We start from the raw sequence: 26,580 nt of genomic DNA, 5'->3' as shown, positions 1-26,580 counted from the left end.
AAAGACAAGACAGCCTAAATATCCAGTTGTAGAGACGGGGCGTGCCCCGTCTCGGCACAGACTAATGGGTATTTTAAAGTTTCCATTTTGAGGAGATGAGACGGGGCACGCCCCGTCTCTACAACTAGGTGGAAATTGGTAACGATTATTCGTTATGGATAAAGCCAAGCAGTTTTCTCGTTAGGGTTTCCCACGAGTGGGCTGCTTTTTCTTTGGATATATCAAGTCGGATATGAATAAGACTGGGTTTTCATCTTCTTCTTTTCCCATGAATTCCGCTGGAACTTTTAGTACCAATTTCTTCGGGTTCCGGGAGGAGATCAGCATGAATAGATCATTTAAATTTTTTTGTTCATAAATAATTGACAGAGGTGGGCAGTTCATTTTTTCTATTTCAAGAATTTGTTTGTCTGCGTGATTAAAAAGGAAGGCTCGAAAATCAACTAAAACTAAATCGAATATGCCTTCAGATACTTCTTTTAACTGATATTGCGGGTATCCGAATAATGACATTCCGTTAGAGGTAAACAGATGATTTATAAAAGAGCTGTTCTGTACCTCTAATTCTGTTTTTGATGGACTGATGTCTTTCCTTGAAAAACGAGCGAAAGGTTCTAAATTATTCACTAAGTAAAGCGTGTCTTCGTAGATCCCTTTATAGATCCATTGATTATCCACTTGAAATAGACTGATAGGTATGGGATTATATGGACCTGCCGGTTCGGAGATGGGAATGGGGGGTGTTCCAATCCATTCCCCGGCTAGATTTTGTTTGTAGGCCATTTGCTTTTGATTGCCTGCGTATGGGAAGCAGACAAGTGTAGAGTCCTTGATAAATAATAAGTCACATAACTGCTTTTTTGCGACGATTGGTATCGCAGTCAATTGTTTGCCACTCGATAGATCATAACGAATTATTTCTTCGGTATTTCCCATTTCTACGAAGACAAGTTGTTCACTCGTAGGATTGACTGTACAGTTGAATAAAAGACCATGTTCGTCGGGACCTTCTCCGAAATGGGAGATCTCGCGGATAAAATGTCCTGTATGGTCGAATACGAGGATTCGATTAAAGGAATAAGCGACAATAAAATGATCTGTAGGGTAGATGTTAAACGATGGATCAAGTAGGCAATCTTCAGTAGTCTCAAGATCTATCCTTGTCCATTTGGTTGTATAATCATCCAATGATACCGTTGTTTTGGGAAGGTCATCTTTGGATAGATCCATTGTGAATATACCGTTATTATCTTGGGGCTTTCCGCAAGATAATAATAAAAGGAATAGATATGTAATGTATTTGTTCATGGTTGTTTTAGTTTATTCGTTAATCATGTGAGACATAAATTCAGGATAATCTATACTTCCTTGATAAGAGAATGCTTTGGGATTTTTTTCGATTATTTCTGTATACAAAAATAGCCTTCTTGCCCAATAACTTTTTATATAACTGCAATATTGCGATCTAAAATCTTTTGATATTTGTCCATTCTTTACTGCGGTTGTCCAGCATTCCCCACAAAACCTAAATGCCCAGCAGTTGGAACATAGTGGAGCTATTTCTCTTGAGTAATCTGCTATGAGTTGTGATATTTTTTTTATGTCAAATCCTGTTGATACATCACCTATGCAAAACTCTGTTTCTGAATTTAGTTTCTCGCATGGCAAAAAGATCCCTTTAGAATTCAAGAAAATACTTCTCATCCCAGGTATGCAGGCTCCATTAGGCCAAAAGAACTTAAATTCATCAAAAGCTATATTACTTCTTAAATTGATATACATCATTTCTCGATGAATAGGTAGGGCTCTTAGAACTGCTGGTATTTCAGAAGTTTTATTGATTCCTTTTATATGGATTTTTTTATATAACTTAAAAATTTCGTTTTCAGTTTTTTTTGTCCAATCTAAATATTTTACTTCGCTTAAATATTTATTTTCTTCGTAATTTATATAATTAAGACTTAATGGAAGGTCTGCTCTTTTCAGCGTAGGGAACATATCGTATGTAAAAAAGTCAATTAAATCTTTGATTTTGTATTTCCCAGGTGATAATGTCGCTGAGAATTTTATATTATTTTCAAAAAAATCATGATGTAATCGTTTGATAGATTCTATGTTTTTTATGACGGTGTTAAAACTCCCAACGCCATTAGGAAAAATCCTGTTTTTATCATGAATGTTTTGAGGACCATCTAGGCTAATGGTGATCTCTACATTATTTTCTACAAAGAAAGACAAAATTTTGTCTTTTAGTAAAGTTGCATTTGTGGTAATTGTGAAAATTGCGTTATCACATTTACTTCGGACATAATTGATAGTTTTTCTTATTATGTCAAAATATAGAAGAGGTTCGCCTCCATAGAAACCTATTTTTCTAATATTAGAGTCTGTGCTGTGTTCTAAGAATAAATTAACACCTTTTTCTATATAATTCCACTCGATTTGATTGTTGCTGTTATGTCTTCTTGATTTCGTATATTTCCCAGAGAATATGCAGTACTCGCATCTGAGATTACATTCTTCAGTTATATTTATGCATAGGAAGGTTAATTCTTTTTTGAGTTTCTTTTCTACTTTTTTAGCGTTAGAATAGATGGATGAAATGGTGAATTTAGGTATTCTATTAGGTTTTATTAGTTTTTTGTCGTTTTGGCAATAATCTAATGTCTTAAATAGATCTATAATCTCCTCTTTTGAAAAAATATTATGATATTTTTGAGTGAATTCATCTGTGTCAAGGCTAATTAGATCGTCTAAATACTCAAAAAATATTCTTGGAACTGTAAAAATGGAATTGGAATATCTATCGTATAGGTAATATTTTGAATTTAAAATGAAACCTAGTACTGGGCTATTTTTGTATTCTAGTTTTTCCATAAAGTGAAAGCTTATGCGGGGAGAGAAATCTCCCCGCAGGTTATTAATGTGAAATTGAAGCTTTGGTTGAGCCTCCTAAACCGCTATTCCCATTACCTGGGCTACAGATGCAGCAAGCACATCCACCTCCGGTGAGTAACTTTTGCTGTCCGGCAGAGATTACTTTAATCTCGTCTTTAAAGTTTTCCCATGAGATTTTCTTCGTTTTTTGTTTCATACGCTGAATAATTTTATATGTTAGTAATATATATCAAACGCACTCCCGTTTGATTTTAATATCTTAATATATGATTTGATGACTTGGGCGTAATCATATTTTATTATTTTACAATATTTATTTATTCCTTTTCGTTCTTTAGAAGCATATAATGTATAAAAACAAAAATCGCAGAATCTATAAACCCAACATTTTTTACATGTTTTATTTCTGAAGTTAGTGTATTGTGTCATTATATCTTGTAGCTTGTTTAATTCTATAGATTTATCAATATTTCCGATATTAAATCCTTTTATGTAATATAAATCGCTGCACATGAAAATGTCACCTGTCGGTGATATATATATCTTGTTTAAGTAAGGAAGGCAGCTTTTTATGGGAATAAATCTTGTTTCTTCTTGCAGGATGTTGTTTGATCTTCTTGAAAAGAACATCATCTTTTTATGTAAGTCGCTGGAAATTATAAATAAAGGGGGGGAGCTATTTTCGAATCCTTGTATGTGTATATTTTCATATATTGATAAAAAGGATTTTGTGAAATTATTATGGAATTTCGTGTATTCATCGTTTATCTCAGATGATTGAATATTTATAGCAAATTTATTTTTGAAATGTGCTTCTAGATAGTTGGTGAATTCGGAAAGGGAACTTGTTATATTGATTGAATATACGGAATTTATTGTTACATATTGTTCGAAGTATCTTGTGTTGTTTAGTTGTATTTTGCGTATATTGTTATATACTATATCAAAACTGTTTTTTTTATCTTTTGATAATCTGTTCAATCCTTGAATTTCTTTTTCTCCATCAAAACTTATAGTTATATGAAACATGTTTTCAATTAGATAATTTAATATGTCTTCTTTTAATAAAGAGCCATTTGTTATGATTGTGAATGATACTTTGTTGTTGAATGTTTTTATGTATTCAACAATTTTTTTTATTAAGTTGAACTTGAGTAGAGGCTCTCCTCCTATGAATGATATTTGGTGGTTGCAATTATTGCTGTTTTTGAAATAAAAATCAACTGCTTTTTTTGCTGTTTTTAAGGACATTGATTTGGAGTATGATTCTTCTATTTTTTTTGTTAAAGAAACAATACTTGCATCTGAAGTTGCACGTTTCTGTAATATTTAGTGTTAATTCAGATAACGTATTATCTATGTTTTGTTTTAATGTGTTGAGCTTAGGAATCCATTGATTAAAGTAGTTTGCTGAAAGTTTTTTATTAATAAAAATATTTTCAATGGAACTTTCAAAAAGTGATAGATAATCTAGATTTTCATAGATATATTTACTGACTTCTAAAATGTTATTAGAAGACCTGTCGTATATGTAATATAGGTTGTCTATATTAATACCTAATGCAACATTCCTTTTGTATGTTTTAAATAGATCTTCCATATGAATAGATTTTAATAGCTAAATGCGGAAATCTCAGTTATTCTTGTTTGCTCTATAATGAATTCATCCGGTACAGTACTTTTGTTATATTGTTTGAAGAAATCTTTAAAGAATATTAGGTGATATAATAAAACCTCATACTTGTTTTTATATAATAGGGTTCCTTTCTTCCATGTCATATTTCCAGGTAGTCCTTCAAGGATATGAAGGTTGAAGTATGGCTTTAATAAGCCTTTATCTTTCATTTTTAATACAACATGAGTCATGCTTTCTATCTCTGTATTTATATTATATGCATCTTTTGATTTTGCAAATTCATCAAAAGCAAAGTTTGTTTCGTCAAAGCAAAAGTTTTTTTCAGATAGAAAAACTTTTAGATAATTTTTGCTTTGCATAAATAGTGTGTTTGTTTTATGTTCGTTCTTGAACAATGTAAAACACCCGGATAAATAATCTTGACGGACAGTTATAATTTCATATTTAGAAAGTATATTTTCTGTTATAAATGCTCTTATATTCCCAAAAATGACATCAATATCACAGTATCCCCAAAAATCATAGCCTTCTATATATCTAGAAAATATGTAACCATATGCCGGTTTAAAATCACATAGTTTGTATCCATTTTGAATTGGAGTATTGATGTTTAAAGATCTATGAACATCTTTTTTAAAGTCTTGTAGATCATATCTTTTGATTTTAATATTGTTAGAGATCCCTTTACTAGTCATGTCTTGATCGCAAAGGATGAGAAAGTCAATGTCCTTGTTGAAGGAACAAGATTTTAGGAAGAATTTAAAATACCAAGGTAATTCTCCTATGTAGATGCATATTATCAATATTTGTTTTCTCATTCTTGTATTTAACGTGATTTCGCAATGTAATGATTTTAGAGAAATAAGTATGTATGTCTTTTATTTTTTTTGCGTTAAAAAAATAAAATGCATCTATCTGTGCTGTTTGAAGAGAATGTCAAGTGGAAAATAGTCAGTAAGTCCTAGATGAAACCGCTATTGATAAAATCGAGCAGTTTTCTCGTTAGGGTTTCCCACGAGAGGGCTGCTTTTTCTTTGGATATGTTCGCAGGGATGGTGGCTTGCTGTGAGGGGGTGAAAAGTTCCTCGATACCTTGGGCGAGGGCCGTTGCGGATATCTCAGGCACTACGATGCCTGTACCCGGCTTTTCGATGCTGTTCTTGAAATCGCCTACGGGAGTACTTAACATAGGTAAATCGTAATTGTAGGCTACGGATACGACACCGCTTTGAGTGGCGGAGCGATAGGGGAGTACCAAGGCATCCGCCGCTGAGAAATAAATGGGGATTTCCTCGTCGCTGATATATTCACAGTGGACGAATATACGTTCTTTTGCCGGAGATGCATCGATCAGAGCCTGATACTTCTCGAAACTACCGTAACATTCGCCGGCTATAATGAGATGGTAATCCTCGTTAAGCTGTCCCATCGCTTCTATCAGCAGATCTAATCCTTTATAATCCCGTATCAGTCCAAAGAATAGAAGATTCTTTTTGGACGGATGGATTCCTAATTTCCGGCACGCCTCGTTCTTGTTGATCTTACTCCCGAAATGATTGTAAAGCGGGTGTGGGTTCTGGATATATTTAGCGCCCGGGTAAAGTTTCCGCAAATCATACCGCACGTTATCGCTCATCACGATAAAGCCATGGCATTGCTTGAAAAGTAACGAAGCTAAAGGCTTGTCGAAGAAACGCGGCTCATGGGGAATCGCATTGTGGATAAGGGTGATTACCTTGCAATGCTTCTTCATCCGGTTCGCTACGTGGGCGTATCCGGGAACGAAAAAGGACATCCAGTAAGAGATAATCAGTACGTCCGGCGCATAGGAACGAATGGCGTTTACGGTACTGAAATAACTAACCGGGTTGACGCTATCTAATACTCGCACGCTCTCGATTTCGATCGCACGGTCTCCCGCTTCTACGTATTGAGTCTTGCCGGGAAATAAGATATCCGGATAAAGACGTTTGAAGTTGAAAGCCTTTACTTCATGACCTTCTTTTACTAATTCCGTATAGAGCATCCCGCTGAATTGGGCGATACCGCCACGATAGGGATAAATAGGGGAGAGAATAGCGAAACGCATGGTAATTGAAAATTAAGAATTGAAAATTGAAAATTAAGAATCGAGAACTACAGGAGCTGCCCTCCCTTCATTATCAATTCTCAACTTTCAATCTTCAATTAATTAGTATCTGTAATGATCAGCCTTGTACGGTCCTTCTACCGGTACACCGATATAATCAGCTTGCTTTTGTGATAATGTAGATAATTTCACGCCGATACGTTCCAAGTGTAGGCGGGCAACTTCCTCATCCAAGCGTTTCGGTAAGCGGTATACACCTACCTCATAAGCCATTTGCCATAAGTCCATCTGGGCAAGCACTTGGTTCGTGAACGAGTTACTCATTACGAATGACGGGTGTCCCGTAGCGCAACCTAAGTTTACCAAGCGTCCCTCTGCCAATAAGAAGATGGAGTTTCCGTTCGGGAACGTATATTTGTCCACTTGAGGTTTGATATTCGTGTGCTTGATATTCGGATAGTTGACAAGCTTGTCCACTTGGATCTCGTTGTCGAAGTGACCGATGTTACATACGATCGCTTGATCTTTCATCTGTGTCATATGCTCGATCGTGATGATATCGCAGTTTCCGGTGGTTGTAACGAAGATGTTACCCTCTTTCACGGCCTCTTCCATGGTCGTAACCTCGAAACCTTCCATAGCGGCTTGCAGGGCGCAGATCGGATCGATCTCGGTCACGAGTACGCGAGCCCCGTAAGAGCGCATGGAGTGAGAGCAGCCTTTACCTACGTCACCGTATCCGGCCACGACTACTACCTTGCCGGCGATCATCACGTCTGTAGCCCGTTTGATGCCGTCCGCCAAAGACTCACGGCAACCGTATAAGTTATCGAACTTGGATTTCGTCACGGAGTCATTAACATTGATAGCCGGAACCAGCAACTCACCTTTCTCCATCATCTGATACAGACGGTGAACGCCGGTGGTCGTCTCTTCCGACACACCTTTCATCTCGGCTACCGTACGGTGCCAACGGCCGTTATCTTCTTGAAGGATGCGATTTAATGTATCCAGGATTACCTGTTCCTCATGATTCCCGCCTTTGCGGTTGATGGTCTCCGCGTCGTTCTCCGCACGATAGCCCATGTGAATCAGCAAGGAAGCGTCGCCGCCATCGTCAACAATCATGTGAGGGCCTTTACCTTCCGGAAAACGAAGCGCCATGTCCGTACACCACCAATATTCTTCCAGCGTCTCGCCTTTCCAAGCGAATACCGGTACGCCGTCCGCCGCGATAGCGGCTGCCGCATGGTCCTGTGTGGAGAAGATGTTACAGCTAGCCCAGCGAACGTCCGCTCCCAACGCAACTAATGTTTCGATTAACACCGCCGTCTGAATAGTCATATGCAGTGAGCCGGTGATACGTGCGCCTTTCAAGGGTTTCTGATCGGCGTATTTCTGGCGTAGCGCCATTAATCCCGGCATTTCGTGTTCGGCGATCTCGATCTCTTTGCGACCGAATTCAGCCAAACTCATATCTGCCACTTTATAAGGCAGATTAGTTGGAAATAATTGTGACATAAATTAATACTATAAATGGTTGAGACGCGAAGGTACGAAAAAGCGTTGATAGTAGGTGTTCTTTATCTATGAATTTCCATCTAGGGCAGAGGCTTGCCGAGGGGTAGGTGGGTTCGTTACTGCAACCTGCCTTGCAGTAGTTCTGCAACAGCCATGCAGTATTGGGCTCTCTGTAGTTTTGCGCTTTAATGAATACTGAAGGCTCCATCTACCAATAGCGCGTGGCCATCGACGAAGCTCGCTTGCGGGCTGCATAGCCAAAGTACGGCGTTGGCGATCTCTTCCGGTTTACCGAGCCGCCCTGCGGGAATGTCGCGCACCAGCTCCTTCTCCAAGGAAGGGTCACGCCGCATTAAGTCTTCCGCCATCGGCGTACGGATAACGCCCGGACATACGGCATTGATGCGGATGTTCTTTGCCGCATAGTCGATAGCGGCGGTACGTGTCAGTCCGATAACGGCATGCTTACAGGCTATGTAGGCCGCTTGCCCCGGAAATCCCGTGACTCCGCCTTGCGATGAGGTGTTGACGATGGCTCCGCCGCCTTGTTTCAGCATTTGCAGGATCTCATAACGCATGCAGTTCCAGACACCTTTCAAATCCACAGCCACGGTACGGTCGAATTCATCGTCGGTGATTTCTGCCATTGGGCGTTGCGGTGTTTGTATGCCTGCGTTGTTAAGAGCCGCGTCCAGTCTTCCGTAGGTAGCTACGATCCAGTCGATCATCTCCTTTACGGCTTGCGTGTTTGATACGTCGCACCGATACGCTACGGCCTTATGTCCCTCGGCTACTAATTTCTCTACCTGTTCTCTCGGCTCACGGATGTCTGCCAATACGGTTATGTATCCAGCCTTGGCGAAGGCTTCGGCGCAAGCGAGTCCGATACCCATCGCAGAACCGGTTACTAAAGCTACTTTCTCTTCCGTTGTCTTTGTCATGATCATTTGATTTACATTTTGTTATTATTTATGTCGCGAAGATAAGGAGGGAGTGGTATAGAGGCTTTGTTATGTGGTTCAAATAGCTTTGTTGTGTGGGCCATTAATATTATATATCCTCGGTTGGCGGTACGCCATACGCTATCTTATAGATTTTCGAGAAATGGGAAAGGTTCTTGAAGCCTACTTCGAAACAAATCTCCGAGACCTTACGCCCCCCTTTACGTATCAGCCCGTGTGCGGCTTCAAGGCGGCGTCGGATGAGCCATTCCCGGGGCGAGAGAGCGCTACATTTCTTGAAATCACGTTTAAATGTGGAGAGACTGCGTCCCGTATAGTTGGCGATTTCTTCCATGGAAATATCGTTCATGTAATTCCGCTCCATGAATTCCAGTATGTCTATCTTCCATGGATCGGTAAAATCGAAGATAGAGGCATATAGATTCTTGTCGGTATTGAGCAACACATAAACGCCCTCGACCATTTTTAGTTGCAGCAATTCGTCTGTCGGTTGGATCTTGGAATTGAAATAAGGGGTCATCGACTCAAACAAGCTTACGATATCGGGACGGTTGGACGGTAGCTTGTAAAGGCTTACCTGATCTCGCTTGGCATCTTTAGGGAGAGTATTTCGATCTAATTTGCTGTAAAAGTCGCGTAGGAACTTCATGGTGAACATCAAGAAGATCGCCTTGAACTGCTCGCCATTCCATGCTTGTTTCGTCATCTGCACACTGAAGTCCTTGCGGATGAAAGCGCATTCTCCTTTATGTAACCGGGTGATTTGGCCTTTCTCGTCGATTACCATCTCTCCGGAATATACATACACCAACACATGCGAATGATTCCGGTGCAGGCAGCTCTTCCCGCCATCGAAATACATCGCTAAAAATAAATCCGAGTAACGCAGCGTGTTGATTCCGTCCATAGTTCTTTAGGAAAATGGGCAACACGAGAAGATCGTACCGCCCATTATGAAGATTTTAAAGTAACTGTCAACTGTTAGCTGTCCACTAAATCGTCAGGCCGGCGTGATACCTTGCTCTTGCAATAGTTTCAGCCCGAGGTCTTTCAACTTGAACTTCTGTATCTTTCCGCTTCCGGTCATCGGGAAGGTATCGACGAAGAAGATGTATTTCGGGATCTTATGCCGGGCGATCTTTCCGCGGCAGAAATCTTTCACCTCTTCCTCCGTAGCCGTCACACCATCGTGAAGGATGATAAAGGCACCCACTTCCTCTCCATATTTCTTGGAAGGAACAGCGGCTACTTGCACGTCTTTCACGCCGGGGAAATGATAAAGGAATTCCTCCAGCTCACGTGGATAGATATTCTCGCCTCCACGGATAATCATATCCTTGATACGGCCGGTGATACGGAAGTTTCCATTCTCATCACGAACGCCCAAGTCGCCGGAATGCAGGAAACCATCCTTGTCGATCGCCTCATTGGTGGCGGCTTCGTTTTTATAGTAACCTTTCATGTTATTATAACCGCGGTTACACATCTCGCCCTGTACGCCGACGGGGCATTCCTCGCCAGTCTCCGGATCGATAACCCGTACCTCGGTAAATTCGAACTCATGGCCTACAGTATTATAACGCACCTCGGCCGGATCTTCGATACGGGAGTGGGTCATACCCGGTGAGGTCTCTGTCAATCCATACACGCTGGTTACACGCATATGCATCTTCTCGTCCACGGTTTTCATGAGTTCAACCGGGCAAAGAGAACCTGCCATAATACCGGTACGTAACGACGTGAGGTCGAACATCTCGAACATCGGGTGGTTCAGCTCGGCAATGAACATGGTAGGCACGCCGTACACGGCCGTGCAACGCTCTTTATGTATAGAAGCTAATACCAATAGCGGATCGAATTTCTCGACCATCACTTGCGTACATCCATGCGTCAATACGTTCATGGAAGCTAATACCACGCCAAAGCAATGAAAGAGAGGTACGCAGCAACAAAGCTTATCGTCGGCGGTGAATTTCATATGCTCACCCGTCAAGAAACCGTTGTTGGCGATGTTGTAGTGAGTCAACATGACCCCTTTCGGGAAGCCGGTCGTACCGGAAGTATATTGCATATTGACAACGTCGTGGCAATTTACTCTCGCTTTGGCAGCCTCTAAGGTCTCATCCTTGATATTTTGTCCGAGGAGCAACATCTCGGGCGTATTGTACATACCCCTGTATTTCTCCTGTCCGATATATACTACATTTCTCAAGCGTGGGAAACGCTCGCTTTTCAAATACCCCCGTTGAGAGGTCTTCAATTCCGGCAACATGGTATAGACCATGTCCACGTAACTTCCATCAAACACGCCGTCTGTGATACACATCGTATGGATATCGGCGTTCTCTACTAGGTATTCCAGCTCGCTTTGTTTATAGTTCGTATTGATCGTGACCAATACGGCACCGATCTTCGCGCCTGCATATAGGAATGTCAACCAATCCGGTACGTTCGTCGCCCATACGCCGACATGTGTGCCATGGGTGATACCGATCGCCAACATACCTTTCGCCATGTCGTCCACACGCTTGTTGAATTCGCTCCAAGTGAAACGTAAGTCACGGTCTGAATAAACGATATACTCCTTATCCGGTGTATTCTCGGCCCAATGTTCCAGCCATTGGCCAAGGGTTCTGTTATGTAATTCCATAAAACGCCGGATTTAATAAGGTGTATAGACAACTCCTAGGATTCGGGCCTTGTTGTCGGCTGCCGCATGTACATGATGCGCCACGATAGAATCATAATAGATGCTATCGCCTTCCTCTAGGATATAGGTGTTCTTTCCGTAATTGATCTCTACGACGCCATTCAATACGTAGATAAACTCCTCTCCCTCATGCGTGGACAGGATGAAATCCTCGCCTTCCTCGGAGGGAGCGATCTCGATCAAGAAGGGTTCCATATGGCGGCCGGACTTATCTTGTGAGAGCGAGTGGTAATCCATATGCTTGTGTCCTTGTGTCGCGTTGTTCGTGAACCCGATACCATCGGCCTCGCTGTCCTTTTTGCGGCATACGACTGGGCCTAGCTCCGCTTGATCATCCAAGAATGTACCCAAACGTACCCCTAATACCCGTGCTATTTTGATAAGAGGGGCCAAAGATGGAAAATCCAAGTTACCCTCGATACGTTCTATCTGTTCGATACCTAACCCGGAGCGTTCGGCTACCTCCTCGATAGAGAGTTGTTTCGATTCCCGGATATTTTTAATTTTCGCGCCTATAATTTTGTTGTTTCCCATGTGTATGATTTGTTATTTATAGTCCTGTAATGTTTGATAATTTGATACTAAACGGCGCAAATTTACATTAATATTTTATTATATCTAGGATTAAGACAAATAAAAAGGGCAATACCCATTTGGGATTGCCCTTTTTAATATTTTCGAGTAAGCTTTTTCTTACTTTCTGATACCAAGTTCTTTGATGATAGCGCGGTATCTCTCGATGTCAGTCTTGATCAGATAGTCCAATAAACGACGACGTTTACCTACCAACATCTTCAATGATCTTTCCGTAGCGTAATCTTTGTGATTCACTTTCAAGTGCTCTGTCAAGTGAGAGATACGGAATGTGAACAATGCGATTTGGCTCTCAGCAGAACCTGTGTTAGTTGCTGATTTGCCATACTTTTCAAATAATTCTTTTTTCTTCGCTGAATCTAAATACATGATTCTTTTTACTTTAATAAATTAATACTATGTTATCTAAGCGGTCGCAAAGGTAGACATTCCTTTTTGATTTGCAATAGATTCTACTATCTTTTTTGTGTTTTGAAGCATGAATGTCATATATATATCGTAAAAATATCGTATTTTTGCAGCCAATAAATTAGTCTTCAATGCAAAAGATCAGAAACATTGCGATTATCGCGCACGTAGACCACGGCAAAACGACGCTCGTGGATAAGATGTTATTAGCCGGTAAGCTTTTCCGTGAAGGACAGGCAGAACCGGATCAGTTCATGGATAACAATGATCTGGAACGGGAACGAGGTATCACGATTCTTGCCAAGAACGTGTCTATCAATTATAAGGGATATAAGATCAATATTATTGACACTCCGGGCCACGCCGACTTTGGTGGCGAGGTGGAGCGTGTCTTGAATATGGCGGATGGTTGTTTGCTATTGGTAGACGCCTTTGAGGGGCCTATGCCGCAGACTCGTTTTGTTTTGCAAAAAGCGATTCAACTGGGTTTGAAGCCGATCGTGGTAATTAATAAGGTGGATAAGCCGAATTGCCGCCCGTCGGAAGTGCAGGAAATGGTATTTGACTTGATGTTTAGTCTGGATGCTACCGAGGAGCAGCTTGACTTCCCTACTATTTATGGTTCCGCCAAGCAGGGCTGGATGTCCGAGGATTGGAAGGAGCCGAAAGAGGATATCACGGCTGTGCTTGATGCGATCATCAAGTATATCCCCGAACCAAAGATGTTGGAGGGTACTCCGCAGATGTTGATTACTTCTTTGGATTATTCTAAGTATGTAGGTCGTATCGCCGTAGGACGTGTACACCGTGGCGAGTTGAAAGAGGGCCAAGATGTCATGCTTTGTAAGCGTGATGGTAGTATGGTGAAATCGAGGATCAAGGAAGTGGATGTATTTGAGGGCTTGGGACGTACGAAAGTTGATTCCGTGCAGTCCGGGGATATTTGCGCTATTATCGGTATCGATGGTTTCGAGATCGGTGAGACAATCGCCGACGTGAACGAGCCGGAGCCATTGCCAACGATCGCTATCGACGAGCCTACGATGTCTATGCTTTTCACGATCAACAATTCTCCGTTCTTTGGTAAGGATGGTAAGTTTGTTACTTCCCGTCATATTTTTGACCGTTTGCAGAAAGAATTGGATAAGAACTTGGCTTTACGCGTAGTTCCTACTGATTCCGCTGATTCTTGGTTGGTATATGGCCGTGGTGTGCTTCACTTGTCCGTATTGATCGAGACGATGCGTCGTGAGGGATACGAGTTGCAGGTAGGTCAGCCGCAGGTTATCATCAAGGAGATCGATGGTGAGAAATGTGAGCCGGTAGAGCAATTGACGGTGAATCTTCCGGAGGAATGCTCTAGCCGTATTATCGATATGGTAACGAAACGTAAGGGCGAGATGACCATGATGGAAAGCAAGAATGGTCGTATGCACTTGGAGTTCACGATTCCTTCCCGTGGTATTATCGGTTTGAACAACGCCGTATTGACCGCCTCTGCCGGTGAGGCTATCATGGCACACCGTTTCTTGGAATATCAACCGTGGAAGGGTGATATCGAACGACGTATGAATGGTTCGATTATCGCTATGGAGACAGGTCAGGCTTTCGCTTATGCCCTGAATAACTTGCAATCCCGCGGACGTTTCTTCATCGCCCCGGGCGAGGAGGTTTACGCTGGACAGGTGGTCGGAGAGCATACCAAAGACAATGACTTGGTGGTAAATGTCACCAAATCCAAGAAGTTGACGAATATGCGTGCCTCTGGTTCGGACGACAAGGTTTCCTTGGCTCCTCCTATCGTATTCAGCCTAGAGGATGCGCTTGAGTACATCAAGGGCGATGAGTACGTAGAGATCACCCCGAATAATATGCGTATGCGTAAGATCATCTTGGATGAGACAGAGCGCAAGCGCCAAGGTAGATAAATTCTTCTATTGAATAAATATAAAAAACGGCGACCTTTTAAAAAGGCCGCCGTTTTTATGTGTTATAGGATTTTAGAGATCCTTCAATGGGTTCGCGTAACTTCATTCTTTATTTTCCGGATCTTTTTTCTCTTCATCCGAAGTCGTGAATTTTATTACAAGCGATTCATCTTTAGGAGTCTCATACCAATCTCCGTGCGCTTTGCGGTAATCCTGATCAAAATTATAGGCATTGTCAATACTCTTATTCTCTATACACCAATGGAAAGGTTTATTTTCCGAATAAGGGATATCCAACACATATGGGTATAGATCCGTATTCTTTACGTTTTTACTTACCGGTCCCTTCCCGTTATCAATGTAAGGCATGATCAGTTGAGTTGAGCTATATGTTAATGTCTTTGTAATCCCACTTTCCGGTTCCTTGTCGAATTTTCTCACATTGACATATCCATTGACATCGGAGAAAAAGGGAGTTAGTCCATTGGCGTCCTTAAATCCAAATTGGTTGTGGAATGTACAGCCTTTAGCCAGTAACTGAGCATAAACATCTGCGGTACTCTTATCGGTATATGCTGTGATGCTATAATATATGACAGCGTCATTGAAATCGAAATCGCCTTGGTTTGGATAATTATCTTCGAACAAGAGGAATCCTTTCTTGTTCGTTTGCGATTCTATGACGGGAGGGGTTACCGGCTCTGCCGGCTCGATGGCAACGGGATTACTTTCGATTAGACAAAGCATATCGTTGTAGTCTCCATCATAGGCCCTATAGTTTGGGCAGCGATTTTCCATTCCCAGTACATTTCCTTCAAAATCACCTTCTTGAATGTGGTGAATGAAGCCGTTTGCTACGTTTTTCTCTATTTTGAAAGAGGAATTACCATATTTTAAGGTATGGCCTACGTAATTATGGGAGAATGTCCCATTATCTGGTACTTTATTGTTATCCGGCCCATTTAATGCCGGAGTGGAGAACTGTGGACGGTCTGTGCCTCGATATACGAAACCGACGTTAAGCCCCTTGTCGAATCTTCCTAGGGGTATTCGGGTATATTCTCCTGTCTTAGCCTTTGGTTGTTCCTCTTTGGAGTAAAAGATATAATTCTCGCCTTGATTGATCTTGTTGAAGTCAATGGCTTGGATGGTGCCATTGGTCTTTCCATAGAAGGTGCAGTCATCTAAAGTAAGATTCTCCATCTTCTCGGAGGGATATGTATAGAACCAAATTTTACCATACATATTGTCTTTGGACATTCCTCCATCGCTTATATAGGTCAGCCAAATATCCGCTTTCTCAAAGCTACTGGTAAAAACGGTTTCCGTGATTTTTAGATCAGAGCATCTATATAAATCCTCGCTTTTTACATTGTATGCTTTTTCTGGAAAGTATTTGTTATTGATCAGATGAAGGACTTCATCACTGATCGCATTTGTAGCCCGTAAGCTGCTTTTGGTATCGCTTCCGATCGTGATGTCCTTTACATCGCTCTCGATAAGTTCCCCATCCCCTCTTAGGATATAGAGTTTCTTTACGTGTGTAGGTACTTCCAGAGCCATATGGATCGGAGTTTTACCAATTAAATAAGGATCTTTGACTAAAGAGCCTTCCTCATAAGGATATTCATAATAAATAGAATATAGGGTCCCTTCATGCTGAGAAGATATGCTAACCTGTATGTTCTCGAAATTCTCGAACTGGGCTATGTAATCTTCTTCTTCTTTGGTAGGTTCTTTCGGATCTACCGTGGGGTCTTCTCCTTGAAAAATGTCATGTTTAACGCATGATCCCATTAGAAAGAGCAGACAAAATACCCACACCATTTGTTTCCAGATTTGTGATCTCATAATTTCTTTACCCTATTTGATTAATATTTACAACAACTTTATTAGATTTTGCAAATCTACGAATTTATTTCATGAAAAATCATTGATAATCAATATTTATTTCAAGCTGTTACGCTTTTATCAAATGTAGGATTGGATGGTGGGATATAAAAAAAGACCCCATCCAAAAGGATGAGGTCTTTTTCTTATTTAGAAAGAATATTTTCTAATTATTTTACTAAAGCTGCGAAGTCAGAGTTAGTTGCGTATTTAGCGAACTCTAAGTCGATAGCAGCTTCCTTAGCCATGTTCTTATCAGCGGCGATAGCAGCCTTCAAGTTGTTGATAACACCGTTAGCGTCGTTCGTACGAGCGGCAACAACAGCCTTCAAATAAGAAGTTACAGCGTCAGGATTAGCAACACCGTTCAAAGTCTGAGAAGCCTTGCTGTAATCCTTAACCAAGATCTGAGCCAAAGCGGCGTTGTTAGTCTTAACAGAACCGAAAGAGTTAACAGCCTTAGCATATTCGCCTTGCTCTAAGTAAAGAACGCCAAGAGCCTCGCTCAATTCGTTTACGCCGGCAGCGTTACCGAACAATTGTTGAGCCTTAGCTTGGTCACCCTTAGTTAACGCGATCAAACCTAAGTTCATGTTAGCGGAAGCGTTATTCTTAATAGAGTTAGACTTGTTGAACATTTGCTCAGCCTTAGCCAAATCACCAGCCTTGAATGCCATCATACCGATGTTGTTCCAAGTACGGTAGCAGTTAGGATACAATTCAGAAGCTTTTGTATAGATAGCCATCTTCTCACCGTCGTTGTTAGTCAATGTAGCGGCGTAAAGGATTTCCTCGATATTCAACTCAGAAGGATTGCTCTTCGCCAAAGCGCTGATCTCGTCGTCAGACTTACCGATGATCTCGATGTTAGCAGTCAAACGAGAACGACGTAATTGCGGAAGGATAGTCTCAGCCAAGTCAGAGTAAACAGCGGAGATATTCTTGATTTCTTTCTCTCTTGTCTCAGGATCTTGGTACATAGAGATCACACGCAATACTAAGTCTTTATCTTGCAAGTTAGAAGCAGAAACTAATTCCTTGAAGCCTTCCCAGTCTTGAGCTGTGTAACGAGCGTCAACCGGAGCGTCAACCTTCATCTTCTTCAATTCCTTGTTCAAATATTTCGTAGTGTTTCCTTCACGATTCTCAGCCAACGTGTTGTTCAATTTGAAACCACCATCAGGAGAAGCGTAAGCGCTGATCTCGATAGCTACATTCTGGTTCGGAGCCTCGTCAGCGTTCTTAACAAGATCTTTCCATTCTTTGATAGCGTCAGAATTCAATTCTTTAGCGCGAAGGTTAGCTTGTTGGATCAAGAACATGATGTTAGCGTCATGAGCCTCTTTGATAATACGTTGGAATTTATCAGCTGCGATAGCTGCTGTAGCGGTAGCTGCGTCTGCCAATTCGGAAGTAGCGATAACGCCTTCACCGATCTTTACGTCTGGCAATTTAACAGTCTTGTTTTTGATCTTCGCGTCGAAAGTCAAATACAATTCTGATTTTTTCATCTCGGGTTTGTAAGTGAAAGAAGACTTCATAGTTACGTTAGCGCCTTCTTTTTGAGGGATTACTTGGTTGTTACCTTTTACTTTCTCACCTTGGTAAGTGTAAGAAGTGCCCCAAGCTTCGCCACCCTGGTAACGCAATACCGGAGTTACAGTTACAACAGCTTTCTTGTTGAACCATTTAGCGGGGAAAGTCGCGTTGATCGTTACAGGAACTTTGCCTCCGATAGCCTCTAGCGGCTGCGGCTCTGCTTTAATGTACTGTTCTGCCAACGGTTTCAACTTGTTTGAACAAGAAGAAAGAGTTAAAATGGCTGCCAATACGAAGAATGGCAATAAAAACTTTTTGTTCATAATCTTGATGTAAGTTTAAAATGTTACTATGTTAATATATTCACTTCCAAATTATCCCTTAGCCATTATCGTGCAAAACTAAAGTATTTTTTTGTTATGGATAGCAAAGAAGCGATAAAATCTTTTTAATTAATACTTATTAATGAATCCTAGGCTTGTTTTATACATAAAATATGGGTAGAATTATTGAAAAAATATGGCTCTGTACCTCTTGCCATTCTTTTCAATGGATGGTTTCCCAGAAGTCTTATTGTATATTTTTTGATTAAAATATAATCTTTTGTGTATAATGCTCCTCGCCATAGTGCACGGTTAGAAAGTAGACTCCAGATGTTAATTTTAGGAAATGGAGTGTAGCTTGCCTGTCCGTGATCTCTCCGTTTTCCGACACTTTTCCTTGTGCCGAGTGCAATGTATAAGTCGCTTTCTCTATTCCATCCGGCAAAACAAGGTGTACCATGCCTTTCTCCGGACCGAGATGAATGAGTACCTGCTCGTTCGCCTCGAGCTTTTCGTTGCTGACGGGGTTACCGTATTGAATGACGGGATCGATAAACAAGGAGGTGCTAAAACCTGCTTGCGTATATTCGGTAGCTTGTCTCCAGCCGTTTTTATCATGAACCCAAGCCGTATTCCGGGTCGTTTTGCCTTTGGGCAAATTGTAAGCGGAGAAATACGTGTTATCCGGGACGCTCTTGAGCTTATAGCCGATGTAGAACTTTCCGCTAACGTTCACGGGCTTGGAGAAATGGATATAACTTTCCTGTGACCGATTTAGGGATTTTGCGGTCTCAATAAACGTATCGTCCAATATCGATTTATTGCTGTAGGTGGGTTGGAATGTCTCCGTATATAATAATGTAGAGGGCTTAGAGTCGCCGCTGTAAACGGTAACTTCCACTTCCATTTGTTTGTAATTCGCTCCGGCAGGCGGTGTTACGAAATAAGCTCCGTATATGGTACCCGCTTCGGCTACTTGGTAAGCTTCCGCGTATTCAGTGATATTGGCGGGGTTGTTCCCGAACAAATACGCTTTTTCAGACCCGGGATAGAGCGTACATTCGGCGTTTTCTTGATTACCGGAGTCATAGATGTTGCTCAACCGGAAACAAGGGGCTGATTTATACGGATCAAGTCCCTCGCAAACCTTGGTCTCGTCATCGGACGGGTTTAGCCAATATTTGAGCTGTCTCTCGGGGGTATCGATCGCGTCCCAGGGTTTCTTCAAAGAGAAGAAGTAATCATTCTTCGGACTATTCTCACTGGACTGCCCGCCGGATAACGCTCCGATAATCTCTCCGTCGGCATTGAATAAAGGAGATCCGGAGGAACCGCTGGCCGTATAACCTACTTCCCAAGTCTTGACATGCCAATGAGCGTTCTCGTAAAAAATCATGTTTGGATCTGTCAAGGTAAAGGGAGCCAGATCCTCATCGGATATACTGATTCGCTTTACCGAGTATTGGGGATGTTGGATGCACGTATAGGGGGCAGGTCCTACCTCTTGTGCGTTCCAGCCCGCGTAATAAGGCCTGTAATAAACCGGAGGTGTGGCGGTAAGTTCCAACAAGGCCATGTCTGCCATTTCATTAACCGCCTTGAAGTAAGTGGATGCGGTAGACATCTCTTCCGTTCCCCTTAGGATCGGGTCGCAGAAAGGGCTGTTGAAGTTGAAAAAGCAGACGATACTTCCGGCTATTTTCTCATAATCGGGGTTTTTCATCGTGAATTGCTTGTTCAGGCAATGGGAGGCGGTGAGTAGATAAGGCTTTCCGTCATTGTCCGTATTATTTATCAGGGTGCCCGTGCACCCTACACTTCCGTCTATGATCAGGAGAACGACGCTTTGCCCCCATTGGGCGTAATCGTTTGTCCCATCTTGATAGCAAGCTAACGGTGGAATTTTACCGATCAGTGAGGTGTTGTCTCCCGGTTCTAACCCCCGCAAGCTCCGGTAGCCATGGTTGACTTCCCCGACGGTCAGTCTTCCTTGAAAAGAGGCGTTGGCCGGTTCTTGATATTCTATGATCAGGCGATCCCCTTGGATAGGAGAGACCGGCAATAGGTTTAACTCCGAGTTGTTTAGGTGATTGAACGAGCCTAATATCTGTGTCTGGTCCTCATTATATAGGAAGAGCTGGGCGCCTTCGGGCAGTTCATATTCCGAGAAGAGCACGTTGATGGAAAGGGCCCCGGGCGAGTAGATCCCGAGTCTCCATACACGTGTCCCATCCGGCCCGGTGAAAGTTACGCCCGAGTTGTACCGATTGTAATCCGTTATGAATTTATAGGCAAAACGGAAACCGCTTCTTAGGTCGCTCTCATTCAGCGAGTCGATACGCAATTCCTCTTGGACGTCGAACGGAGGCATTTCTTTAAACATCTGTCCGTTTGTACTTCGCATGAGCGATAGCGGAAGCGGGCGGCCTCCGTGGCTAACCTGCGCTTTCAGATTTCCTTGAAAACCTAGCATCGTTAGCAGGAATACAATGTATAAAGAGGTCAACTTTTTCATATCGGGCAAATATAGCTATATTTCTTTACCCCATGATCTATATATCAAGTTTTTTCGCTAAGTTTGCCAATCGAAAAGTACGGACAAACTTAAATAAAACCAATATATAATTAAATTCTAAAGATATGGCAACACCTCCGTTTCACTACGAGCCGATGTTCCAAAAGGGACCGGACACAACAGAGTATTATTTGCTTACAAAAGATTATGTTTCCGTTTCTGAGTTTGAAGGAAAACCGATCTTGAAAGTCGCTAAAGAAGGTTTGACCGCTATGGCTAACGCCGCTTTCCGCGACGTATCATTCATGCTTCGCCGTTCTCACAACGAGCAGGTCGCTAAGATCCTAAGCGATCCGGAAGCTACGGACAACGATAAGTACGTGGCCTTGACATTCCTTCGCAACGCCGAGGTAGCGGCTAAAGGCGTACTTCCTTTCTGCCAAGATACCGGTACGGCTATTATCCACGGCGAGAAGGGCCAGCAGGTCTGGACCGGTTACTGCGATGAGGAAGCGCTTTCCTTAGGTGTTTACAAGACCTACACGGAAGAGAACCTTCGTTACTCCCAGAACGCTCCGCTGAATATGTACGACGAGGTAAATACGAAATGTAACTTGCCGGCCCAGATCGATATCGAGGCTACGGAAGGCATGGAGTATGAGTTCCTTTGCGTGACAAAGGGAGGTGGTTCCGCCAATAAGACTTATTTATACCAAGAGACAAAAGCGATCTTGAATCCGGGTACATTGGTTCCCTTCCTCGTAGAGAAGATCAAGACGTTGGGTACGGCCGCTTGTCCTCCGTATCATATCGCGATCGTGATTGGCGGTACTTCCGCTGAGAAGAATTTATTGACGGTGAAGTTGGCTTCTACTCGTTTCTACGATAGCTTGCCTACGACCGGTAGCGAGGGTGGCCGTGCTTTCCGCGACGTGGAGTTGGAGAAAGAGGTATTGGCCGCCGCTCAGAATATTGGCTTGGGCGCTCAATTCGGCGGTAAATATTTGGCTCACGATGTCCGTATCATCCGTTTGCCTCGCCACGGCGCTTCTTGCCCGGTAGGTTTGGGTGTAAGCTGCTCCGCGGACCGTAATATTAAATGTAAGATCAATAAGGAAGGTATCTGGATCGAGAAGTTGGATAGCCATCCCGGCGAATTGATTCCGGAGGAACTTCGTCAAGCGGGTGAGGGCGACGCTGTCAAGATCAACTTGAACCAACCGATGGCAGATATCTTGAAGGAATTGGATAAATATCCGGTATCTACTCGTTTGTCATTGAACGGAACGATCATCGTGGGCCGTGATATCGCTCACGCTAAGTTGAAGGAGCGTCTGGATCGTGGCGAGGATCTTCCCCAATACATCAAGGATCATCCTATTTATTACGCGGGCCCGGCTAAGACTCCGGCAGGTATGGCTTGTGGCTCGATGGGCCCGACGACGGCGGGTCGTATGGACTCATACGTTGACTTGTTCCAGAGCCATGGCGGTAGCATGATCATGTTGGCGAAGGGTAACCGTAGCCAGCAAGTTACGGACGCTTGTAAGAATCACGGCGGTTTCTACCTAGGATCTATCGGTGGCCCTGCGGCTATCTTGGCTCAGAACAATATCAAGAGCATCGAGTGCGTGGAATATCCGGAATTGGGTATGGAAGCGATCTGGAAGATCGAGGTAGAGAACTTCCCCGCGTTTATCTTGGTAGATAACAAGGGTAATGACTTCTTCAAGCAGATCAAGCCTCGTTGCTGATTCTTTGATCGGTAAAGATAAATGAAAAGCGGTATCCGGCGGCAAGCTGGATACCGCTTTTTTTTTAAAAAAAAAGTCGTACGTGTTTTTTTAATAGGTTAATCCCACGATCCACAACGGTAGTTTCTTGCCAGAGGCGAACTCCATATTGTCAGCCAAGATGAAGGAATCGGGGAGATCCGCTATTCTTATGATACGGGTGCTCGTTTGTGCCAGTAATCGTTCTTGTTTAATAAATAGGCTATCCATACGCTGATTGATTGAATGAGAAATATACGATTTGTTTAAGATAGATAGCAAAAAGTACCCAGATCTGTTAAGAGTAGAAAGCAAAACCTGTAAGTATCCGGTCGTAGCGTACTTTGCGTATTGGTTTTCAAAAGTTTGTATAAATATCAATGAAACTATTACACTTTAATTTTTTACCTTTGTTGCGTTTAAGTGATAAAACAGATTTCCAATGCCTCGTATATACATCCTCTTGATGTCGGTCTTGATCTCGGCTTTTTATGCTTGCGATCATCGGGGGAAGCCTTATCCCGCTACCCTGTTGCAGATCGAATCCCTTGCGGATACAAATCCGGAGGAAGCCCCCCCTTTGTTGGATCGATTGCGGGATAGCCTTTCGTCCTTTGATGAGGAACAGCGTATGTATTATGACTTGCTCGACTTGAAGGTCAATGATAAGATGTATGTCCGGCATACTTCCGATTCCCTGATCAAGCGAATCACCGCTTTTTATGAGGTATATGGCGATCGGGATAAATTACTGGAGTCTTATTACTATATGGGACGTGTCTACCGGGATCTGAACGATGCTCCGGAAGCGTTGAAGTATTTCCAAAAGGCATTGGATGTGGCGGGAGATACGAGAAAGTACCGATTATTGTCCAATGTCTATTCGCAGATGGGGATGCTTTATGATTATCAGAATGTATATGAAGAGGCGATCCGTATGTATGAGAAAGCGGCTGAGTATAAATTACTGAAAGGAGATAGTACTAGTTTGTCTCTTGTGCTGAGAGATATTGCCCGGGTATATGATATGGTCGATAAGAATGACAGTGCGCTTCTCTATTTTCAAAAAGCGGCAATTATAGCGAATGAAACAGGAAATAGACATCGATATTCCGGTATATTGACTGAGCAGGGTGATCTTTACCGGGAATTGGGAATGTATGATAAGGCATTGGAATGTTTGTTTGAATCATTAAAAGATTCCGTAGGCCGGAATATGTACCCCACTTATTCTACATTGGGACATATTTATTTAGAGGTGGGAAGATTGGACTCTGCCGACTACTATTTAAGGAGATGCTTGGATAGTCCTGATTTATATGTTAGAGACGCTATTTATGAGTACTTGTCGTTTTTGTATGAGCGTCGGTTGAATTATCGGGAGGCTATTCGCTATGTCCGTCTTGGCCAGCAAGTGCAAGATTCCATCCGCAAGATAACCGATTCGGAGGAAATCCGTAAAATGACCTCTTTATATAATTATCAAAAGCGGGAAACTGAGAATTTACGGCTAAAGGGCGAGAATGACCGGATGCAGATTCGTATTTACCGGATATTATCCTTGTTCGGATTGGGGCTTTCGATAACCTTATTGTTTATATATAGACTGAAACGGCAGAAAGAGCGGTTGGCTAGGCAGTTTGAGGCGCTTCAGCGGGAAAAGCAAGAACAATATGAGAGAAGTTTTCAATATGTAGAAGCGAATAACGTGAAATTGAATGAATTGGGAACCTTACTATCTAAAGACCATGAAGATACAAATTCATTGCTTCATGTGCGAAAAGAACTTTTGCAAGTGACCAATGAACAAATACAGTTGCGGCGTACCGAGCGTGATTTGTTAGAGTCGGATTTAAGGCATTCGGATATCTATATGAAATTCCATTCCACGAATGAGGCAGATCAGATAATCAGGGAAGAAGATTGGAATGCTTTACGGAAGGAGTTAGATAAGACATACAATAATTTTACGAATCGTCTATATCAGTTATATTCGGGAATGTCATTGATAGAACTCCGGATTTGTTACTTGATAAAGATATCAGTCAAGGTAACTGATATGGCAAAAATCTTGGGTCGCTCCAAACCCTCCGTATCCTCATCCCGTAAACGGCTTTATAAAAAAATAAAGGGAGAGGATGGAACCCCGAATGAACTGGATGAATTAATCGCTGGTCTTTAGCCTTATACAACTCTGCGAACAAAAAGCGAACAAAAAGCGAACAGTGTTTTAGCCCCGAATCCAACCTTATCGGATACTTTTGCAGTCAAAAAATGAATGGGATGAAAAGATTTTTATTTTTGACTTTATTGAGTTGTGTATGCTTATGGACACATACGGTGGCTGGAAGAGAGCATAAGAATGAGCGTGATGAGGAAGAGGAGCGCTCTATTTCTCCTAATCCGGTAGAAGTGAAGATTGTAAATGATGGAATCATGTTCTATTTTATGAAGCCATTAGACAATGTGTTTATACAAATTGTTGATGATAGTGGGATGCTCGTATATGAAGAGTCTGTACCTCTTTCTACTTCTCAGAGCTATTGTATTTCCATGCAAGGTCTTTTATTTAAACCTTATTTAATAAGAGTAGAAGGAGACAACATCTATGAAGAGTTTTTTATTCTTTTCTAAAATTGAATGTGAGGATGATTTGTAATATTTAATTTCTTTGATTATTCAATGTTTAATTTATAAATAGTTTTTTGTATGAAAAAGATTCTAATTTTATCATGTTTGTTTTTGTTTTTTGTGTCTTCTTGTTCTAACCAAGAAGAGGTTATCGTAGGAGATGGTCTTGACTATGATAACATGAGTGAAGAAGATTTGAGGAAATGTGCGGAAGCTAATGGTGCAATTACGTGGAATCAGTTTATTGAACTTATGGGTGAATTTATGGAATCAGAACAATCCCCATTAATTGAGACTAAGGCTACGAGTGAGACTTTTAGTGTGACAGGATATGATAACACATTCTTAGTGGAAGAAAATAAAAAAGTTCTTATCAACAAATCACCTACAAATATTCCTACTGGTTATTACTTTTGTGATATCTATATTGTTAGAAAAATGGTGACCCTTCCGGACGGAACCCTGGGAGTAACTAAAGAGTCTCCAAAATGTGGATTTGATCCGAACTCAATTGGTGGGGGACTGCGAGGTTGTGCGGTAGATGGTCAAACAGGTAATAGATTCTATATGAAAACGGCTGCATATCAAGTTAAATATGATATGCTGGGGCGTCAGTGGAATCGATGGGATCCCAGTTTGAATGCTTTGGTTTGGAATTACGCTTATATTTATTAAACGTTACTGTTTGTGCAGGCTAAACGATGATCATGGCCTGGATATAAGGTTTATGGTCGTTTGTTTAGTCTGTACTAGGTTTGCTATCCGGTAATTTTAGTAATAACATAAAAATTAGTGATGAGGATGTTGAGAATTTCTTTGTTTTGTATTGTTATATACTGATTGATATGTCTCTCACTCATGGATTGATTTACAATGTCTGTATATTTGCCTCCTTTTTCAAGGTAACCAATGGAACTTGATAAATAGAAATGTTTTGTTTGTAAATACTCGATATCTAATGATATTTGATAAGTCGTTAACTTATGGGGGTATAAATCTATATTTGCACCTTTGACTCCTTTTGTTTGTAATTTCGAAAAAGCTAAGCCGTTTTCTAATTTAAATACTTGTGCGTTCAGATTAGAGATACATGATAATAGATTAACATACAAGAGCAAACAGTTTCTCCTAGGGAAAACTAAAGTTTCGTAAGCACAAAACTAA

The 26,580-nt window shown here is 41.8% G+C and carries 22 protein-coding genes; 5 read left to right on the top strand and 17 right to left on the bottom strand.

Going from position 1 to position 26,580, the window contains the following annotated elements; all coding sequences use genetic code 11:
* Window positions 1-180: 180 nt before the first annotated feature.
* The 13 genes from DW205_RS12640 to rpsO all read right to left on the bottom strand — a co-directional run bounded on the left by DW205_RS12640 (window position 181) and on the right by rpsO (window position 12,779).
* Window positions 181-1,308: a 6-bladed beta-propeller gene (locus tag DW205_RS12640; RefSeq protein WP_005864112.1), complete on the bottom strand. Its 1,128-nt coding sequence runs from the start codon at window positions 1,306-1,308 to the stop codon at window positions 181-183.
* A 12-nt stretch (window positions 1,309-1,320) separates the two neighbouring features.
* The gene (locus DW205_RS12635; protein ID WP_005864114.1) at window positions 1,321-2,877 is read right to left on the bottom strand and encodes a radical SAM/SPASM domain-containing protein; all 1,557 of its coding nucleotides are present in this window, start codon (window positions 2,875-2,877) and stop codon (window positions 1,321-1,323) included.
* 43 nt (window positions 2,878-2,920) lie between these two features.
* Window positions 2,921-3,094, bottom strand: a complete 174-nt coding sequence (locus tag DW205_RS22140; protein ID WP_005864116.1) for a hypothetical protein — start codon at window positions 3,092-3,094, stop codon at window positions 2,921-2,923.
* Between the two features lie 20 nt (window positions 3,095-3,114).
* Window positions 3,115-4,149 carry a radical SAM/SPASM domain-containing protein gene (locus DW205_RS12630; RefSeq protein ID WP_034530794.1) on the bottom strand — a complete coding sequence of 345 codons (1,035 nt, stop codon included), beginning with the start codon at window positions 4,147-4,149 and terminating at the stop codon, window positions 3,115-3,117.
* Window positions 4,118-4,498 (bottom strand): hypothetical protein, encoded by a 381-nt coding sequence (locus DW205_RS22275; RefSeq protein ID WP_005864122.1) that lies wholly within the window; start codon window positions 4,496-4,498, stop codon window positions 4,118-4,120. The genes DW205_RS12630 and DW205_RS22275 overlap by 32 nt, the downstream gene beginning before the upstream one ends.
* A gap of 11 nt (window positions 4,499-4,509) precedes the next feature.
* The gene (locus DW205_RS12620) at window positions 4,510-5,352 is read right to left on the bottom strand and encodes a DUF6625 family protein (protein WP_005864125.1); all 843 of its coding nucleotides are present in this window, start codon (window positions 5,350-5,352) and stop codon (window positions 4,510-4,512) included.
* Between the two features lie 143 nt (window positions 5,353-5,495).
* Window positions 5,496-6,623 carry a glycosyltransferase gene (locus DW205_RS12615; protein WP_005864127.1) on the bottom strand — a complete coding sequence of 376 codons (1,128 nt, stop codon included), beginning with the start codon at window positions 6,621-6,623 and terminating at the stop codon, window positions 5,496-5,498.
* A 102-nt stretch (window positions 6,624-6,725) separates the two neighbouring features.
* Window positions 6,726-8,144 carry an adenosylhomocysteinase gene (gene ahcY / locus DW205_RS12610; RefSeq protein WP_008778787.1) on the bottom strand — a complete coding sequence of 473 codons (1,419 nt, stop codon included), beginning with the start codon at window positions 8,142-8,144 and terminating at the stop codon, window positions 6,726-6,728.
* Between the two features lie 185 nt (window positions 8,145-8,329).
* The gene (locus tag DW205_RS12605; protein WP_005864130.1) at window positions 8,330-9,085 is read right to left on the bottom strand and encodes a glucose 1-dehydrogenase; all 756 of its coding nucleotides are present in this window, start codon (window positions 9,083-9,085) and stop codon (window positions 8,330-8,332) included.
* 109 nt (window positions 9,086-9,194) lie between these two features.
* Window positions 9,195-10,013, bottom strand: a complete 819-nt coding sequence (locus DW205_RS12600) for an AraC family transcriptional regulator (RefSeq protein ID WP_005860794.1) — start codon at window positions 10,011-10,013, stop codon at window positions 9,195-9,197.
* Between the two features lie 93 nt (window positions 10,014-10,106).
* Complete coding sequence (locus DW205_RS12595; RefSeq protein ID WP_005864131.1) at window positions 10,107-11,756, bottom strand: AMP-binding protein; 1,650 nt, start codon at window positions 11,754-11,756, stop codon at window positions 10,107-10,109.
* Between the two features lie 12 nt (window positions 11,757-11,768).
* A complete protein-coding gene (locus DW205_RS12590) occupies window positions 11,769-12,350 on the bottom strand; it encodes a helix-turn-helix domain-containing protein (protein WP_005860798.1) in 582 nt (193 codons plus the stop codon).
* 159 nt (window positions 12,351-12,509) lie between these two features.
* Window positions 12,510-12,779, bottom strand: a complete 270-nt coding sequence (rpsO, locus tag DW205_RS12585) for a 30S ribosomal protein S15 (protein WP_005864132.1) — start codon at window positions 12,777-12,779, stop codon at window positions 12,510-12,512.
* 170 nt (window positions 12,780-12,949) lie between these two features.
* On the opposite strand from rpsO, the gene typA reads away from it, so the two are divergent.
* Window positions 12,950-14,746 carry a translational GTPase TypA gene (typA, locus tag DW205_RS12580; RefSeq protein WP_005864133.1) on the top strand — a complete coding sequence of 599 codons (1,797 nt, stop codon included), beginning with the start codon at window positions 12,950-12,952 and terminating at the stop codon, window positions 14,744-14,746.
* Window positions 14,747-14,848: 102 nt separating this feature from the next.
* Here the strand turns inward: typA and DW205_RS12575 are convergent, their stop codons facing one another.
* From DW205_RS12575 to DW205_RS12565, 3 genes are all read right to left on the bottom strand, one after another.
* Window positions 14,849-16,597, bottom strand: a complete 1,749-nt coding sequence (locus DW205_RS12575) for an LruC domain-containing protein (RefSeq protein ID WP_005864134.1) — start codon at window positions 16,595-16,597, stop codon at window positions 14,849-14,851.
* Between the two features lie 209 nt (window positions 16,598-16,806).
* Complete coding sequence (locus DW205_RS12570) at window positions 16,807-18,498, bottom strand: hypothetical protein (protein WP_005864135.1); 1,692 nt, start codon at window positions 18,496-18,498, stop codon at window positions 16,807-16,809.
* A gap of 265 nt (window positions 18,499-18,763) precedes the next feature.
* Window positions 18,764-21,013, bottom strand: a complete 2,250-nt coding sequence (locus DW205_RS12565; protein ID WP_005864136.1) for a trypsin-like peptidase domain-containing protein — start codon at window positions 21,011-21,013, stop codon at window positions 18,764-18,766.
* A 125-nt stretch (window positions 21,014-21,138) separates the two neighbouring features.
* On the opposite strand from DW205_RS12565, the gene DW205_RS12560 reads away from it, so the two are divergent.
* On the top strand, window positions 21,139-22,767 hold the full coding sequence (locus tag DW205_RS12560; protein WP_005860810.1) for a fumarate hydratase: 1,629 nt from the start codon (window positions 21,139-21,141) through the stop codon (window positions 22,765-22,767).
* A 90-nt stretch (window positions 22,768-22,857) separates the two neighbouring features.
* On the opposite strand, the gene DW205_RS22270 is transcribed toward DW205_RS12560, so the two are convergent.
* Window positions 22,858-23,016, bottom strand: coding sequence for a hypothetical protein (locus DW205_RS22270; RefSeq protein WP_008778786.1), 159 nt, complete (start codon window positions 23,014-23,016; stop codon window positions 22,858-22,860).
* Window positions 23,017-23,227: 211 nt separating this feature from the next.
* On the opposite strand from DW205_RS22270, the gene DW205_RS12550 reads away from it, so the two are divergent.
* The 3 genes from DW205_RS12550 to DW205_RS12540 all read left to right on the top strand — a co-directional run bounded on the left by DW205_RS12550 (window position 23,228) and on the right by DW205_RS12540 (window position 26,091).
* A complete protein-coding gene (locus DW205_RS12550) occupies window positions 23,228-24,967 on the top strand; it encodes a tetratricopeptide repeat protein (protein WP_005864137.1) in 1,740 nt (579 codons plus the stop codon).
* A gap of 101 nt (window positions 24,968-25,068) precedes the next feature.
* The gene (locus DW205_RS12545; RefSeq protein ID WP_005864139.1) at window positions 25,069-25,419 is read left to right on the top strand and encodes a DUF3244 domain-containing protein; all 351 of its coding nucleotides are present in this window, start codon (window positions 25,069-25,071) and stop codon (window positions 25,417-25,419) included.
* A gap of 75 nt (window positions 25,420-25,494) precedes the next feature.
* On the top strand, window positions 25,495-26,091 hold the full coding sequence (locus tag DW205_RS12540) for a hypothetical protein (RefSeq protein ID WP_005864140.1): 597 nt from the start codon (window positions 25,495-25,497) through the stop codon (window positions 26,089-26,091).
* Window positions 26,092-26,580: the final 489 nt, after the last annotated feature.

Origin of the sequence: Parabacteroides sp. AM17-47 (genome assembly GCF_003434625.1) — a bacterium.
GTDB classification, from domain to species: domain Bacteria; phylum Bacteroidota; class Bacteroidia; order Bacteroidales; family Tannerellaceae; genus Parabacteroides; species Parabacteroides distasonis.
The sequence above is the reverse complement of the archived record's forward strand: the minus strand, read 5'-3'. Positions and strand labels throughout refer to the sequence as shown.

Bases quoted from the DNA above. Each gene is read 5' to 3' on its own strand.
- DW205_RS12640 (WP_005864112.1), bottom strand. From the start codon at position 1,308: ATGAACAAATACATTACATATCTATTCCTTTTATTATTATCTTGCGGA.
- DW205_RS12635 (WP_005864114.1), bottom strand. From the start codon at position 2,877: ATGGAAAAACTAGAATACAAAAATAGCCCAGTACTAGGTTTCATTTTA.
- DW205_RS22140 (WP_005864116.1), bottom strand. From the start codon at position 3,094: ATGAAACAAAAAACGAAGAAAATCTCATGGGAAAACTTTAAAGACGAG.
- DW205_RS12630 (WP_034530794.1), bottom strand. From the start codon at position 4,149: ATGTCCTTAAAAACAGCAAAAAAAGCAGTTGATTTTTATTTCAAAAAC.
- DW205_RS22275 (WP_005864122.1), bottom strand. From the start codon at position 4,498: ATGGAAGATCTATTTAAAACATACAAAAGGAATGTTGCATTAGGTATT.
- DW205_RS12620 (WP_005864125.1), bottom strand. From the start codon at position 5,352: ATGAGAAAACAAATATTGATAATATGCATCTACATAGGAGAATTACCT.
- DW205_RS12615 (WP_005864127.1), bottom strand. From the start codon at position 6,623: ATGCGTTTCGCTATTCTCTCCCCTATTTATCCCTATCGTGGCGGTATC.
- ahcY (WP_008778787.1), bottom strand. From the start codon at position 8,144: ATGTCACAATTATTTCCAACTAATCTGCCTTATAAAGTGGCAGATATG.
- DW205_RS12605 (WP_005864130.1), bottom strand. From the start codon at position 9,085: ATGACAAAGACAACGGAAGAGAAAGTAGCTTTAGTAACCGGTTCTGCG.
- DW205_RS12600 (WP_005860794.1), bottom strand. From the start codon at position 10,013: ATGGACGGAATCAACACGCTGCGTTACTCGGATTTATTTTTAGCGATG.
- DW205_RS12595 (WP_005864131.1), bottom strand. From the start codon at position 11,756: ATGGAATTACATAACAGAACCCTTGGCCAATGGCTGGAACATTGGGCC.
- DW205_RS12590 (WP_005860798.1), bottom strand. From the start codon at position 12,350: ATGGGAAACAACAAAATTATAGGCGCGAAAATTAAAAATATCCGGGAA.
- rpsO (WP_005864132.1), bottom strand. From the start codon at position 12,779: ATGTATTTAGATTCAGCGAAGAAAAAAGAATTATTTGAAAAGTATGGC.
- typA (WP_005864133.1), top strand. From the start codon at position 12,950: ATGCAAAAGATCAGAAACATTGCGATTATCGCGCACGTAGACCACGGC.
- DW205_RS12575 (WP_005864134.1), bottom strand. From the start codon at position 16,597: ATGAGATCACAAATCTGGAAACAAATGGTGTGGGTATTTTGTCTGCTC.
- DW205_RS12570 (WP_005864135.1), bottom strand. From the start codon at position 18,498: ATGAACAAAAAGTTTTTATTGCCATTCTTCGTATTGGCAGCCATTTTA.
- DW205_RS12565 (WP_005864136.1), bottom strand. From the start codon at position 21,013: ATGAAAAAGTTGACCTCTTTATACATTGTATTCCTGCTAACGATGCTA.
- DW205_RS12560 (WP_005860810.1), top strand. From the start codon at position 21,139: ATGGCAACACCTCCGTTTCACTACGAGCCGATGTTCCAAAAGGGACCG.
- DW205_RS22270 (WP_008778786.1), bottom strand. From the start codon at position 23,016: ATGGATAGCCTATTTATTAAACAAGAACGATTACTGGCACAAACGAGC.
- DW205_RS12550 (WP_005864137.1), top strand. From the start codon at position 23,228: ATGCCTCGTATATACATCCTCTTGATGTCGGTCTTGATCTCGGCTTTT.
- DW205_RS12545 (WP_005864139.1), top strand. From the start codon at position 25,069: ATGAAAAGATTTTTATTTTTGACTTTATTGAGTTGTGTATGCTTATGG.
- DW205_RS12540 (WP_005864140.1), top strand. From the start codon at position 25,495: ATGAAAAAGATTCTAATTTTATCATGTTTGTTTTTGTTTTTTGTGTCT.